Source organism: Pseudomonas sp. TAE6080 (assembly GCF_018732265.1).
Lineage (GTDB): Bacteria > Pseudomonadota > Gammaproteobacteria > Pseudomonadales > Pseudomonadaceae > Aquipseudomonas > Aquipseudomonas brenneri.
On the sequence record NZ_JAHIDY010000021.1, the window covers coordinates 50,283 to 64,222 of the forward strand.

The window sequence follows — 13,940 nt, forward strand, 5'->3', positions numbered from 1 at the left end:
CACAAGGGCCGGTCTTTAAGTGCCTGCAAAACTTATGCACGTTTTTCGTTGTTTTATTAGCTTAAGAAATATGTAATAAAATCATAAGCCTACAAGCTAAAAACTGCATTTCGCCAACAAACCGTACACAGGTTATCCACAGAACGTCAGATCACTGCCCGGTCTTCAGCAACCGGCAGTGGCGGCAGCGAACCCATGGCCCGCTGTTGCGCTTCATTCCAGGCTGCCGCGCGGTCATTGAGCGCTGCAATGGCACGCGGTCCTTCCCCTTCGGCATACATCGGCTCGCCGATCACCACGGTGATGGTGCCTTTACGCTTGGCCCAGCCTTCCTTGGGCCAGAACTTGCCAGCATTGTGAGCAATCGGCAGCACCGGCAGGTTGGCGTTGACGGCCAATGCCGTACCACCTCGGGAGAACTTGCCTACAGTGCCAAAGGGTACGCGGGTGCCTTCAGGGAAGATCAGTACCCAAACACCGTCCTTGAGCAACTCGTCACCCTTCTTCGCCACATGCTTGAGCGCGGCCTTGGGGTTGTCCCGGTCGATAGCAATCGGGCGCAACATGGCCATGGCCCAGCCAAAGAACGGTACGAACAGCAACTCACGCTTGAGCACCTGGCTCAGGGGCGAGAAGTAGGCAGAAAGAAAAAACGTCTCCCAGGTGCTCTGGTGGTTCGACAGGATCACGCACGGCTGGTCCGGGACATTCTCGGCGCCCTTGACCTCGAAACGGATGCCCAGGAACACCTTGGTCAGCCACAACGCGCAGCGGCACCAATAGACGTTGATAAAGCGATATCGCGCCTTGAATGGCAAAAAGGGCGCAATAAAAAAGCTCAGGGTGCACCAGAGAAACGAACTGGTGCCCAGCAGCAGGTAAAAGAAGAAGGTTCTGATGGCCTGCAAAATCGACATGGCAGCATTTACCGTTGCGGGACAACGCCCGCCTGTTAAAAGTGCACTCCCGAACAATCCTTGGTCAGGAAGTCGAGGGCGACTAGTTGTTGATAAGTTCTGCGGCAACCGCCGCCAGATCGTCAAAAATCAAGGTGCCTACCGGCAGGTTTTTCGCCTGGGTCTTTTCGCCTTTTCCGGTCTTTACCAAAACTGGCTGAGAGTCGACGGCTTTGGCCGCCTCCAGGTCACCGAGACTGTCCCCGACGAACCATATCCCAGCCAGGGGCACCTTGTAATGTTCTGAAATGATTTTCAACATGCCAGGCTTGGGTTTGCGGCAATCGCAGCCCTCGTCCGGCCCGTGGGGGCAATACACCACCAGCCCCACCTCACCGCCCTGCTCTGCCACCAACGTGCGCAAGCGCGCGTGCATGGCGTCCAGGGTGGCGATGGCGTAGTAGCCGCGGGCGATGCCGGACTGGTTGGTAGCAATGGCTACCGTCCAGCCGGCCTTGCTCAACTGCGCGATGGCCTCGATCGAGCCGGGCAGCGGGATCCACTCCTCTACCGACTTGATGTAAGCGTCGGAGTCATAGTTGATCACCCCGTCCCGATCGAGAATCAGCAGTTTCAACATGATCAGCTCAGCGTCGAAATGTCAGCGATGTTGACGAACAAGCCGCGCAGACGCGCCAGCATGGCGTAGCGGTTTTTCCGCACGCCAGCATCTTCGGCGTTGATCATCACCGCTTCGAAGAACGCATCCACCGGCTCACGCAAGGTGGCTAGGCGCGCCAGTGCTTCGGCGTAGTTGCGTTCGGCGATCAGCGGCTTCACTGCGTTTTCTGCCTTGGCGATAGCCGAGTTCAGCGAGAACTCCTTGGCATCGGCAAACAGGCCAGGATCGACGTCGCCGGTGCCCAGGCCTTCGGCCTTGCTCAGCAGGTTCGACACGCGCTTGTTCACGGCGGCCAGGGCATCGGCTTCCGGCAGCTTGCGGAAGGCCTGTACGGCTTGCACACGTTGGTCGAAGTCCAGTGCCGAACCCGGTTGCAGGGCACGCACCGACAGGTAGACGGAAACGTCCACGCCTTCGTCTTCGTAGCGCGCACGCAGGCGGTCGAACACGAACTCCAGCACTTGCTCGGCCAAACCGGCTTGCTTGACCTTGGCGCCGAACTGACCAACTGCAAACACCACGGCCTGGGTCAGGTCCAGGTCCAGCTTCTTGTCGATCAGGATGCGCAACACGCCCAGGGCCGCACGGCGCAGGGCATACGGGTCTTTGCTGCCGGTAGGCAACATGCCGATACCGAAGATACCGACCAGGGTGTCCAGCTTGTCGGCGATGGCTACGGCCGCACCGGTGAGGGTGCTTGGCAGCTCGGCGCCGGCACCCCGTGGCATGTACTGCTCGTTCAAGGCCAGGGCGACGTCTTCAGGCTCGCCGTCATTGAGCGCGTAGTAGTAACCGGCAACGCCTTGCATTTCCGGGAACTCGCCGACCATTTCGGTGGCCAGGTCGCATTTGCACAGCAGGCCGGCGCGCGCGGCCAAGGCAGCATCGCCGCCAATGCGTGGCGCGATGTAGGCCGCCAGCTTGGAAACCCGCACAGCCTTGTCGTAGACGCTGCCCAGCTTCTCCTGGAACACCACGTTCTGCAGGCGCAGGTTGAAGTCTTCGAGCTTTTGCTTCTTGTCTTGCTTGAAGAAGAACTCGGCGTCGGTCAGGCGCGGGCGCACGACTTTTTCGTTACCGGCGATGATCTGCTGCGGGTCCTTGCTTTCGATGTTGGCCACGGTGATAAAGCGCGGCAGCAACTTGCCATCCACGTCCAGCAGGCAGAAGTACTTCTGGTTGTCCTGCATGGTGGTGATCAGGGCTTCTTGCGGTACATCGAGGAAGCGCTCTTCAAACGAGCACACCAGCGGCACAGGCCACTCGACCAGCGCGGTCACTTCGTCGAGCAGGCTTGGCGGCACGATGGCAGTGCCTTCCTGCAAGCGGGCCAGCTCTTCGGTGCGCTTGCTGATCAGTTCGCGTCGCTCATTGGCATCGGCCAGCACATAGGCGGCGCGCAGGTCATTGAGGTAGTTGGCGGGTGCGCTGATGCGCACGCTGTGCGGATGGTGGAAGCGGTGACCACGGGAATCGCGGCCAGCCTTCTGGGCGAGGATGGTGCAATCGATGACGTCATCACCGAGCAGCATCACCAGCCATTGGGTCGGGCGTACGAATTCTTCTTTGCGCGCACCCCAGCGCATGCGCTTGGGAATCGGCAGGTCGTTCAGCGAGTCTTCAACGATGGTCGGCAGCAGGCTGGCGGTCGGCTTGCCGGTGATGACCTGGCTGAAACGCAGTTTCGGGCCGCTCTGGTCGATCTCGCTCAGCTCTACACCACACTTCTTGGCAAAACCCAGGGCAGCCTGGGTCGGGTTGCCGTCGGCATCGAAGGCGGCCTGGCGTGGCGGGCCATCGAGGTTGATGCTGCGGTCCGGCTGCTGGGTTTGCAGCGCGGTCAGCAACACCGCCAGGCGACGTGGCGCGGCGTAGACCTTCTTGGCTTCAAACTTCAGGCCGGCAGCCAGCAGGCCTTTTTCGATACCGGCCAAAAATGCATCGGCCAGGGTATTCAGGGCCTTGGGTGGCAGCTCTTCGGTGCCCAGTTCAACCAGGAAATCTTGAGCACTCATTGTGCAGCCTCCAGCTTAGCCAACACTTCATCACGCAAATCCGGGGTGGCCATCGGGAAGCCCAGCTTGGCGCGAGCCAGCAGGTAGGCTTGGGCGACGGCACGCGCCAGGGTGCGTACACGCAGGATGTATTGCTGGCGCGCGGTTACCGAGATGGCACGGCGGGCGTCCAGCAGGTTGAAGGTATGGGACGCCTTCAACACCATTTCATAGCTTGGCAACGGCAGCGGCTGGTCGAGTTCGATCAGGCGCTTGGCTTCGCTTTCATAGAAGTCGAACAGTTCGAACAGCTTCTCGACGTTGGCGTGTTCGAAGTTATAGGTCGATTGCTCCACTTCGTTCTGGTGGAACACATCGCCGTAGGTCACTTTGCCGAACGGGCCGTCAGCCCACACCAGGTCGTAGACCGAGTCCACGCCTTGCAGGTACATGGCCAGGCGCTCAAGGCCGTAGGTGATCTCGCCGGTCACCGGGTAGCACTCGATGCCACCGGCTTGCTGGAAGTAAGTGAACTGCGTCACTTCCATGCCATTGAGCCAGACTTCCCAGCCCAGGCCCCAGGCGCCCAGGGTTGGCGACTCCCAGTTGTCTTCGACGAAACGGATGTCGTGGACCAGCGGGTCCAGGCCGACATGCTTCAACGAGCCCAGGTACAACTCCTGGAAGTTGTCCGGGTTCGGCTTGAGGACGACCTGGAACTGATAGTAGTGCTGCAGGCGGTTGGGGTTTTCGCCGTAGCGGCCGTCAGTCGGACGACGACTGGGCTGCACATAAGCGGCGTTCCAGGTTTCCGGGCCGATGGCCCGCAGGAATGTTGCGGTGTGGAAAGTGCCGGCGCCTACTTCCATATCGTAGGGCTGAAGTACCACACAACCTTGCTCGGCCCAGTATTGCTGGAGGGCGAGGATCAAGTCTTGGAAGGTACGCACGGCTGGCGTAGGCTGGCTCACAAAATTCACCTGTTACTTGGGCTGCGATTTAAAGGGCGGCAGTATACCCGATTCGGCCCTGCCACCACTCCCTGGAGCCTTATGCCACGCTGCTTTTGGTGTTCTGAAGATCCGCTGTACATGGCTTATCACGATCAGGAGTGGGGAACGCCGCTGCGCGATGCGCAGGGTTTGTTTGAACTGCTTTTGCTCGAAGGGTTCCAGGCGGGCCTGTCCTGGATCACCGTTTTACGCAAACGCGAGCATTATCGGAAGGTCTTGTTTGGTTTTGATGCGCAGCGCCTGGCGCAACTGACTGACGCGGAGATCGAAGCATTGATGCTCGATCCGGGCATCGTGCGCAACCGTCTCAAGCTCAACGCCACCCGGCGCAATGCCGCGGCCTGGCTGGCGCTGGAGGACCCGGTGGGGTTGCTCTGGTCGTTTGTCGGCGGCGTGCCCAAGGTCAACCATTTCAAGGACCGCAGCGAAGTCCCGGCGATTACGCCACAGGCCGAGGCCATGAGCAAAGCCCTCAAGAAAGCCGGTTTCACGTTCGTCGGGCCGACCATCTGCTACGCGTTCATGCAGGCCTCGGGCATGGTCATGGACCACACCCAGGACTGCGACCGTTACGCGGACTTGGTCAACGCCGGGTAGAATGGCGCACTTTGCGCACCGCACAACATCAGGAGTGACCTGTGGAAAAGTTAAAAGGCGCCTTGCTGGTAGGCGCTCTTCGGTTGTTTGCCTTGCTGCCCTGGCGCGCCGTCCAGGCGGTTGGCACGGCCATCGGCTGGATCATGTGGAAAACCCCCAACCGCTCCCGCGACACGGTGCGGATCAACCTCTCCAAGTGTTTCCCGGACATGGACCCGGCCGAACGCGAGCGCCTGGTGGGCCAGAGCCTGATGGATATCGGCAAGTCCCTGACCGAAAGTGCCTGCGCCTGGATCTGGCCGGCCCAGCGCTCCATCGACCTGGTGCGCGAAGTCGAAGGTCTGGAGGTCCTGCATGAGGCGTTGGCTTCGGGCAAAGGTGTGGTGGGCATCACCAGTCACCTGGGCAACTGGGAAGTGTTGAATCACTTCTATTGCAGCCAGTGCAAACCGATCATTTTCTATCGTCCGCCCAAGCTCAAGGCGGTGGACGAACTGCTGCGCAAACAGCGCGTGCAATTGGGCAACCGTGTGGCGGCGTCCACCAAGGAAGGCATCCTCAGTGTGATCAAGGAAGTCCGCAAGGGCGGCCAGGTGGGGATCCCCGCTGACCCGGAACCGGCAGAGTCGGCCGGAATCTTCGTACCGTTCTTTGCCACCCAGGCGCTGACCAGCAAGTTCGTGCCGAACATGCTCGCGGGGCATAAGGCGGTGGGTGTGTTCCTGCATGCCCTGCGGCTGCCGGATGGCTCGGGCTACAAAGTGATCCTGGAAGCGGCGCCGGAAGATATGTACAGCACCGACACGGCCACGTCCTGCGCGGCGATGAGCAAGGTGGTGGAACGTTATGTCGGCGCGTACCCGAGCCAGTACATGTGGAGCATGAAACGCTTCAAGAAACGCCCGCCGGGCGAGGCGCGGTGGTACTGATACACCCGGATCCATAACCCCATGAAGATCTAATGTGGGAGCTGGCTTGCCTGCGATGCAGGCAACTCGGTCTTGCAGTCAAACCGAGGTGATGCCATCGCAGGCAAGCCAGCTCCCACAGGGGTCACCTCAAGCCAGACGGTCGAGTTTCTTCAGGAACACCGTCATCTCTTTTTCGGCCTGCTTGTCGCCATGGGCCAGGGCCGCTGCAATCCCCTGCTCCCACGCCAGCCGCGCCGCAGCGTGATCACCCAAACCCGCATGCGCCTTGCCCAACAGCTTCCACGCCGCCGAATACTTTGGATCGAACTCGACGCATTTTTGCAAATGCTCAGCCGCCTTGGCGTTGTCCTTCAGGTCCAGGTAACCCTTGCCAAAACCAAAGCGCAGCAGTGAGTTATCCACACCCTTGGCGAGCATTTTTTCCAGGGATTCGAGCATTTCAATCACTCCGTTTGATCAGAAGAAGCTCAACCCCACGTGGAACAGCTTCTCCACATCGCGGATATGTTTCTTATCCACCAGGAACAGAATCACATGGTCCCCTGTGGCGATCACCGTGTCGTCATGGGCGATGATCACTTCTTCATCCCGAATGATCGCGCCAATGGTGGTGCCCGGTGGCAAGCCGATATCGCGAATCGCCCGGCCGATCACCTTGCTCGACTTCGAGTCGCCATGGGCAATCGCCTCGATGGCTTCCGCCGCGCCCCGGCGCAGTGAGTGCACGCTGACGATATCGCCGCGCCGCACGTGGGCCAGCAAGGTGCCGATGGTCGCCAATTGCGGGCTGATGGCGATGTCGATGTCACCGCCCTGGATCAGGTCCACATAGGCCGGGTTGTTGATGATGGTCATCACCTTCTTGGCTCCCAGCCGCTTGGCCAGCAGCGATGACATGATGTTGGCTTCGTCGTCGTTGGTCAGGGCCAGGAAGATATCGGCGTCGGCGATGTTTTCTTCCATCAGCAGGTCGCGGTCCGAGGCGCTGCCTTGCAGGACCACGGTGCTGTCGAGGGTATCGGACAGATAGCGGCAGCGTGCCGGGTTCATCTCGATGATCTTCACCTGGTAGCGGCTTTCGATGGCCTCGGCCAGGCGCTCGCCAATCTGCCCGCCGCCCGCGATGACGATGCGCTTGTAGCTCTCGTCGAGCCGGCGCATTTCACTCATCACGGCACGAATATTGGCCTTGGCGGCGATGAAGAATACTTCGTCGTCGGCTTCGATCACCGTGTCGCCCTGGGGCAGGATCGGCCGGTCGCGGCGGAAAATCGCGGCCACTCGGGTGTCTACGTTGGGCATGTGTTCGCGCAGTTGGCGCAGTTGCTGGCCGACCAGCGGGCCGCCGTAGTAAGCCTTGACCGCGACCAGTTGCGCCTTGCCTTCGGCGAAGTCGATCACCTGCAGCGCGCCGGGGATTTCGATCAGGCGCTTGATGTAGTGAGTGACCACTTGCTCCGGGCTGATCAGCACATCCACCGGAATCGCGTCGTTGTCGAACAGGCCGGCGCGGGTCAGGTAGGCCGCTTCACGCACCCGGGCGATCTTGGTCGGGGTGTGGAACAGGGTGTGGGCGACCTGGCAGGCGACCATGTTGGTCTCGTCGCTGTTGGTTACCGCCACCAGCATGTCGGCGTCATCGGCGCCGGCCTGGCGCAATACGGTCGGAAACGAGGCCCGCCCCTGCACCGTACGGATATCCAGGCGGTCGCCCAGGCTTCGCAGGCGTTCGGCATCGGTGTCGACCACGGTAATGTCGTTGGCTTCACCGGCCAAGTGCTCGGCCAGCGTGCCGCCAACCTGCCCTGCTCCGAGGATGATGATCTTCATCCGTTCACTCCCTTAAAAACCATTCAACCGCGTGCAGCGGCAATCTTGATCAGCTTGGCGTAATAGAAACCATCGTGCCCGCCTTCCTGCGCCAGCAACTGGCGGCCATGGGGCTGCTTGATGCCGGCGGTGGTGGCGATGTCCAACTCCCGTGCGCCGCTGGTGCGGGCGAGGAAGGCTTGGATCACCTCGGTATTCTCGGTCGGCAACGTCGAGCAGGTGGCGTAGAGCAGGATGCCACCGACTTCCAGCGTCGGCCACAACGCGTCCAGCAACTCGCCTTGCAGTACGGCCAGGGCGGCGATGTCATCGGGTTGGCGGGTCAGTTTGATATCGGGGTGGCGCCGGATCACGCCGGTGGCAGAGCACGGTGCGTCGAGCAGGATGCGCTGGAACGGTTTGCCATCCCACCAGGTGGCGGTGTCGCGACCGTCGGCGGCAATCAACTCGGCTTCCAGGCCCAGGCGTGCGAGGTTTTCGCGCACACGCACCAGGCGCTTGGCTTCCAGGTCCACGGCAACCACGCCGGCCAGGCCCGGCTGGGCTTCCATGATGTGGCAGGTCTTGCCGCCAGGCGCGCAGCAGGCGTCCAGCACCCGTTGGCCCGGCGCCAGGTCGAGCAGGTCGGCGGCCAATTGCGCGGCTTCGTCCTGCACGCTGATCCAGCCTTCGGCAAAGCCTGGCAGGCTGCGTACATCACCTGCCGTTTCGAGCACGATACCGTCCTGGCTGTACACACAGGCGCTGGCATTGATGCCGGCATCTGCCAGCAGCGTGAGATAGGCATCGCGGCTGTTGTGGCGGCGATTGACCCGCAGAATCATTGGCGGGTGCGCATTGTTGGCGGCGCAGATGGCTTCCCACTGCTCTGGCCAGAACGCCTTGAGGGATTTTTGCAGCCAGCGTGGGTGCGCGGTGCGCACTACCGGGTCGTGCTCCAGTTCGGCCAGCAGGGCTTCGCTTTCACGCTGGGCGCGGCGCAACACAGCGTTGAGCAGGGCCTTGGCCCAGGGCTTTTTCAGCTTGTCGGCGCAGCCCACGGTCTCACCGATGGCGGCGTGGGCCGGCACGCGGCTGTAGAGCAGTTGGTAAAGCCCCACCAGCAGCAACGCCTCGACGTCGGCATCGGCGGCTTTGAACGGCTTTTGCAGCAACTTGGCGGCTAGGGCCGACAAACGCGGCTGCCAACGCGCGGTGCCAAACGCCAGGTCCTGGGTGAAACCGCGATCACGGTCTTCGACCTTATCCAGTTGCACCGGCAACGAGCTGTTCAGGGAAGCCTTGCCATTGAGCACGGCGGCCAGGGCCTTGGCGGCGGCCAAACGCGGGTTCATCAAGCGTCCACTCCAAGGATGATGCCGGGGGCAAATTTCTCACGACGGCTGTTGAACAAATCGCTGAAGTTCAGCGCCTTGCCGCCAGGCAATTGCAGACGGGTCAGACACAAGGCCTGCTCCCCGCACGCTACCAGCAGGCCATCCTTGCTGGCACCGATGATTTCACCGGGCGCGCCATGGCCTTCGGCCAGGTTGGCGGCGAGGACTTTCAGCGCTTCGCCATTGAGGGTGCTGTGGCCGATCGGCCACGGGTTGAAGGCACGTACCAGGCGCTCCAGCTCAACGGCCGGGCGGCTCCAGTCGATACGCGCTTCGTCCTTGTTCAGCTTGTGGGCGTAGGTGGCGAGGCTGTCGTCCTGCACTTGGCCTTCCAAGGTGCCGGCAGCGAGGCCGGCAATCGCCTGGATCACCGCAGGCGGGCCCATCTCGGCCAGGCGGTCATGCAGGCTGCCGCCGGTGTCTTGCGCGGTGATGGGCGTGGTGACCTTGAGCAGCATCGGCCCGGTGTCGAGGCCGGCTTCCATGCGCATCACGGTCACGCCGCTTTCGGCGTCACCGGCTTGCACCGCGCGCTGGATCGGCGCGGCGCCGCGCCAGCGTGGCAGCAGCGAGGCGTGGCTGTTGATGCAGCCCAGGCGTGGAATATCCAGCACCGCTTGCGGCAGGATCAGGCCGTACGCCACCACCACCAACAGGTCCGGCTTCAGAGCGGCCAGTTCAGCCTGGGCTTCGGCGTTGCGCAGTGTGGGCGGTTGCAGCACGACGATGCCGTGCTCCAGGGCCAGTTGCTTGACCGGGCTGGGCATCAGTTTTTGCCCACGGCCGGCCGGCCGATCCGGCTGGGTGTACACCGCGACGATGTCAGAAGGGCTTGCAAGCAGGGCCTTGAGGTGTTCGGCGGCAAATTCGGGGGTGCCGGCAAAAACGATGCGCAGTGGCTCGGTCATGGGAAACGTCTCACAAAAGAAAAAGGCTTGCCGGAGCAAGCCTTTGAAAGAAGGGAATCAAGCTTGCTGGCGATGCTTCTTTTCCAGTTTCTTCTTGATCCGGTCGCGTTTGAGCGTGGACAGGTAATCGACAAACAGCTTGCCGTTGAGGTGGTCACACTCATGCTGGATACACACCGCCAGCAGGCCTTCGGCAATCAGCTCGAATGGCTTGCCGTCGCGGTCCAGGGCCTTGATCTTGACGCGCAGAGGGCGTTCGACGTTCTCGTAGAACTCCGGCACCGACAGGCAGCCTTCCTGGTACTCGCCCATCTCGTCGGTCAACGGCTCGAACTCGGGGTTGATGTACACCATCGGTTCGCTGCGGTCTTCGGACAGGTCCATGACCACCACGCGCAGGTGCACGTTGACCTGGGTCGCGGCAAGGCCGATGCCCGGGGCTTCATACATTGTTTCAAACATGTCATCGACCAACTGACGAACCTTGTCGTCCACTACGGCCACCGGTTTGGCGATAGTGCGCAGGCGCGAGTCCGGGAATTCGAGGATGTTCAAAATAGCCATAAGCGTAATTGCTGCACATGTGAGGTAAAGGCAAATCGGCGTCGGGGTACAACCCGCACGGCCGGTGTGAAACGCTCGCAAGCCGCGAAGGCCAAGGCATTTCACGCGAACGCACATAATAAAGGAGATTGCCCCCGTGAGGAAATCGCTACTCGTCTTCAAAACGTGCCGCCAGGTTGGGCGGCAATAACCAGTTGCAATAATTAGCCTGCTAAAGAAGTTACCAACAGAGTTATCCACAGCTTGTTCCTGATCAAGGATGATCATATGTCAGTAATCCAGACCCCGGATATTTCCCCTGCCGAACTCGAAGCCCGCCTGCGTTTGCACCGCATGCCGGAGCTGGGCCCCAGGCGTTTCAAAACATTGATCGAGGCCTTTGGCTGCGCCTCGAAAGCCATCGGCGCCCCAGCCAGTGCCTGGCGTTCGTTGGGGTTGCCGGCAGCCTGCGCCGAGGCCCGGCGCAGTGCGCAAGTGCGCGATGGCGCCAGCGTTGCATTGGCCTGGCTAGAGCGTCCGGCCCAACATTTGCTGATGTGGGACCAGCCCGACTACCCGGCGTTGCTGGCCGAGTTGGACGACGCGCCACCGTTGTTATTCGTGGCCGGAACCCCCGCCATCCTGGAAAAACCGCAGTTGGCCATGGTTGGCAGCCGACGTGCGTCCAGGCCCGGAATGGATACGGCGGCGGCCTTTTCCCGCAGCCTGGCGAGTGCCGGTTTTGTCATCACCAGCGGCCTGGCCCTGGGCATTGATGGGGCGGCCCACCAAGCGGCATTAGATGTCGGTGGTCAGACAATCGGGGTGTTGGGCACCGGCCTGGAAAATTTTTATCCACAGCGTCACCGACGGCTTGCCGAGGCGATGATTGCCCAGGGCAGCGCGGTGGTTTCCGAGTTCCCACTGGACGCCGGTCCCCAGGCCGGCAACTTCCCACGGCGCAATCGCATTATCAGTGGCCTGTCCCTGGGCGTGCTGGTGGTAGAGGCCAGTGTTGCCAGTGGCTCGCTGATCACCGCACGGCTGGCCGCCGAACAGGGGCGCGAGGTGTATGCAATACCGGGGTCGATTCATCATCCCGGCGCCAGGGGCTGCCATCAATTGATCCGCGATGGCGCAGTGCTGGTGGAAACCATCGAACACATCCTTGAAGGCTTGCGCGGTTGGCAGGCGTTATCGCGGCCTGCGCCAATGGCGGTGACCCATCCGCTGGTGGCGCTGTTGCACGCCGCGCCCCAGACCAGCGAAGGCTTGGCCATTGCCAGTGGCCAGACCTTGTCCCAGGTGTTGGCGAGCCTCACCGAGCTGGAGCTTGCGGGCCGGGTGATCTGCGAAAGTGGCCGCTGGTTTGCGCGCAGTTAGGTTTTGTAACGAAGATCGGTAAACTGCACCCAGCTTTAGTCCGGAGAGTGAGTAATGGTCAACAGGTGGCGTGTGCAACAAGCCGCACGAGAGATTCGCGCAGGCGCGGTGATTGCCTATCCGACCGAGGCCGTGTGGGGCCTGGGCTGCGATCCGTGGAACGAGGACGCGGTGGATCGTTTGCTGGCGATCAAGGGTCGCTCGGTGGACAAGGGCTTGATCCTGATCGCTGACAATATCCGGCAATTCGACTTTCTGTTTGAAGACTTCCCGGACACCTGGATCGACCGCATGGCCAGTACCTGGCCTGGGCCCAATACCTGGCTGGTGCCTCACCAGGACTTATTGCCTGAATGGATTACCGGCGTGCATGACACGGTGGCATTGCGGGTCAGTGATCATCCGCTGGTGCGCGATTTGTGCTCGCTGGTGGGGCCGCTGATTTCCACTTCTGCCAACCCACAAGGCCGACCGGCGGCGCGTTCGCGGATCCGGGTGGAGCAGTATTTCCGTGGCCAGGTGGATCTGGTGCTGGGTGGCAGCCTGGGTGGGCGCAAGAACCCGAGTTTGATTCGGGATCTGGCGACGGGCGAGGTGCGGCGCCCATCTTGAGACCGAGGCGTGGCCATCGCGGGCAAGCCCGCTCCCACATTCGACCGCATTCCCCTGTTGGAAATCGGTCGAATGTGGGAGCGGTCTGCCAAACAACCGAGATCTTATGGCAAGAGAATGGTCGACCCAGTGGTCCGCCGCCCCGACAACTCCACCTGCGCCTTCGCCGCCTCTGCCAACGAATAACGCTGGTTGATATCAATCCGCACCTTGCCGCTTTCGATCATGGCAAACAGGTCATCGGCCATGGCCTGCAGGTTCTGCGGATTGTTGGCGTAGGTCGCCAGCGTCGGCCGGGTCACGTACAGCGAGCCTTTCGCCGCCAGAATCCCCAGGTTCACCCCGTCCACCGCGCCCGACGCATTGCCGAAACTCACCAGCAGGCCACGGGGCGCGACGCTGTCCAGTGAGGCGAGCCAGGTGTCCTTGCCCACGCCGTCATACACCACCGGGCACTTCTTGCCGTCGGTCAGCTCCAGCACGCGCTGTGGGACATTTTCCTGGCTGTAGTCGATGGTTTCCCAGGCGCCGAGGGATTTGGCCAGGGCGGCTTTTTCCGGCGAACTGACCGTGCCGATCAGCTTCACGCCCAGAGCCTTGGCCCATTGGCAGGCCAGGGAGCCGACGCCACCGGCAGCGGCGTGGAACAGAATGGTTTCACCGCCTTTGAGTTCATAGGTCTGGCGCAACAGGTATTGCACGGTCAGGCCCTTGAGCATGGCGCCAGCGGCCTGTTCGAAGCTGATTGCGTCTGGCAGATGCACCAGGTTGGCCGCGGGTAGCACATGCAGTTCGCTATAGGCCCCCAGTGGGCCGCTGCCGTAGGCCACGCGGTCGCCGACCTTGAACTGGGTGACTTCGCTGCCCACCGCATCCACCACGCCAGCGCCTTCGGCGCCCAGGCCCGAGGGCAAGGCCGGCGGTGCATACAGGCCGCTGCGGTAATAGGTGTCGATAAAATTCAGGCCAATGGCCTTGTTGCGCACACGGACCTGTTGCGGGCCCGGTTCTGCTGGCGTGTAGTCCACATACTCAAGTACTTCGGGGCCGCCATGGGCGCTGAACTGGATACGTCTGGCCATCTGCTCTGTCCTCAAGTCTGTTTCGTGAAAGGCTCCTATCGGACTCCTATGCTTGATCTTCGTCAACTGTGGCAGCGCCCGGCGCGGTGGTA

Annotated in this window: 14 protein-coding genes; 4 read left to right on the forward strand and 10 right to left on the reverse strand. The window is 61.6% G+C overall.

The genetic code is table 11. The features are described from left to right. Positions 1-146: 146 nt before the first annotated feature. The 4 genes from KL786_RS16805 to glyQ form a co-directional block, all read right to left on the reverse strand. Positions 147-917: a lysophospholipid acyltransferase family protein gene (locus tag KL786_RS16805; protein ID WP_029290207.1), complete on the reverse strand. Its 771-nt coding sequence runs from the start codon at positions 915-917 to the stop codon at positions 147-149. 82 nt (positions 918-999) lie between these two features. Continuing rightward, positions 1,000-1,539: a D-glycero-beta-D-manno-heptose 1,7-bisphosphate 7-phosphatase gene (gmhB, locus tag KL786_RS16810; protein WP_215518372.1), complete on the reverse strand. Its 540-nt coding sequence runs from the start codon at positions 1,537-1,539 to the stop codon at positions 1,000-1,002. Next, positions 1,539-3,593, reverse strand: a complete 2,055-nt coding sequence (gene glyS / locus KL786_RS16815; protein ID WP_215518334.1) for a glycine--tRNA ligase subunit beta — start codon at positions 3,591-3,593, stop codon at positions 1,539-1,541. Before glyS ends, gmhB begins: the two co-directional genes overlap by 1 nt. After that, entirely contained in the window at positions 3,590-4,543 is a 954-nt protein-coding gene (glyQ, locus tag KL786_RS16820; RefSeq protein ID WP_032857150.1) for a glycine--tRNA ligase subunit alpha, read from the reverse strand. The genes glyS and glyQ overlap by 4 nt, the downstream gene beginning before the upstream one ends. An 81-nt stretch (positions 4,544-4,624) precedes the next feature. Between glyQ and KL786_RS16825 the strand changes: the two genes are divergently transcribed. Then, positions 4,625-5,182: a DNA-3-methyladenine glycosylase I gene (locus tag KL786_RS16825; RefSeq protein ID WP_032857147.1), complete on the forward strand. Its 558-nt coding sequence runs from the start codon at positions 4,625-4,627 to the stop codon at positions 5,180-5,182. A 41-nt stretch (positions 5,183-5,223) separates the two neighbouring features. Further along, entirely contained in the window at positions 5,224-6,111 is an 888-nt protein-coding gene (locus KL786_RS16830) for a lysophospholipid acyltransferase (RefSeq protein ID WP_032857144.1), read from the forward strand. A 129-nt stretch (positions 6,112-6,240) separates the two neighbouring features. Here KL786_RS16830 and KL786_RS16835 read toward each other — a convergent pair whose 3' ends face one another. The 5 genes from KL786_RS16835 to def are packed head-to-tail and all read right to left on the reverse strand — an operon-like array spanning position 6,241 to position 10,792. After that, the gene (locus KL786_RS16835) at positions 6,241-6,552 is read right to left on the reverse strand and encodes a hypothetical protein (RefSeq protein WP_215518335.1); all 312 of its coding nucleotides are present in this window, start codon (positions 6,550-6,552) and stop codon (positions 6,241-6,243) included. An 18-nt stretch (positions 6,553-6,570) separates the two neighbouring features. Then, complete coding sequence (trkA, locus tag KL786_RS16840) at positions 6,571-7,944, reverse strand: Trk system potassium transporter TrkA (RefSeq protein WP_032857141.1); 1,374 nt, start codon at positions 7,942-7,944, stop codon at positions 6,571-6,573. A gap of 23 nt (positions 7,945-7,967) precedes the next feature. Continuing rightward, entirely contained in the window at positions 7,968-9,278 is a 1,311-nt protein-coding gene (gene rsmB, locus KL786_RS16845) for a 16S rRNA (cytosine(967)-C(5))-methyltransferase RsmB (protein ID WP_215518336.1), read from the reverse strand. Further along, the gene (gene fmt / locus KL786_RS16850; protein WP_215518337.1) at positions 9,278-10,228 is read right to left on the reverse strand and encodes a methionyl-tRNA formyltransferase; all 951 of its coding nucleotides are present in this window, start codon (positions 10,226-10,228) and stop codon (positions 9,278-9,280) included. The genes rsmB and fmt overlap by 1 nt, the downstream gene beginning before the upstream one ends. A gap of 57 nt (positions 10,229-10,285) precedes the next feature. Then, a complete protein-coding gene (gene def / locus KL786_RS16855) occupies positions 10,286-10,792 on the reverse strand; it encodes a peptide deformylase (protein ID WP_029290229.1) in 507 nt (168 codons plus the stop codon). Between the two features lie 267 nt (positions 10,793-11,059). Here def and dprA point away from each other — a divergent pair, with 267 nt between their 5' ends. Together dprA and tsaC are read left to right on the forward strand one after the other, a co-directional pair. Next, a complete protein-coding gene (dprA, locus tag KL786_RS16860) occupies positions 11,060-12,154 on the forward strand; it encodes a DNA-processing protein DprA (protein WP_032857134.1) in 1,095 nt (364 codons plus the stop codon). A 54-nt stretch (positions 12,155-12,208) separates the two neighbouring features. Beyond that, positions 12,209-12,766 carry an L-threonylcarbamoyladenylate synthase type 1 TsaC gene (gene tsaC / locus KL786_RS16865; protein WP_032857133.1) on the forward strand — a complete coding sequence of 186 codons (558 nt, stop codon included), beginning with the start codon at positions 12,209-12,211 and terminating at the stop codon, positions 12,764-12,766. A gap of 104 nt (positions 12,767-12,870) precedes the next feature. Here the strand turns inward: tsaC and KL786_RS16870 are convergent, their stop codons facing one another. Beyond that, positions 12,871-13,848 carry an NADPH:quinone reductase gene (locus KL786_RS16870; protein WP_215518338.1) on the reverse strand — a complete coding sequence of 326 codons (978 nt, stop codon included), beginning with the start codon at positions 13,846-13,848 and terminating at the stop codon, positions 12,871-12,873. Positions 13,849-13,940 lie beyond the last annotated feature (92 nt).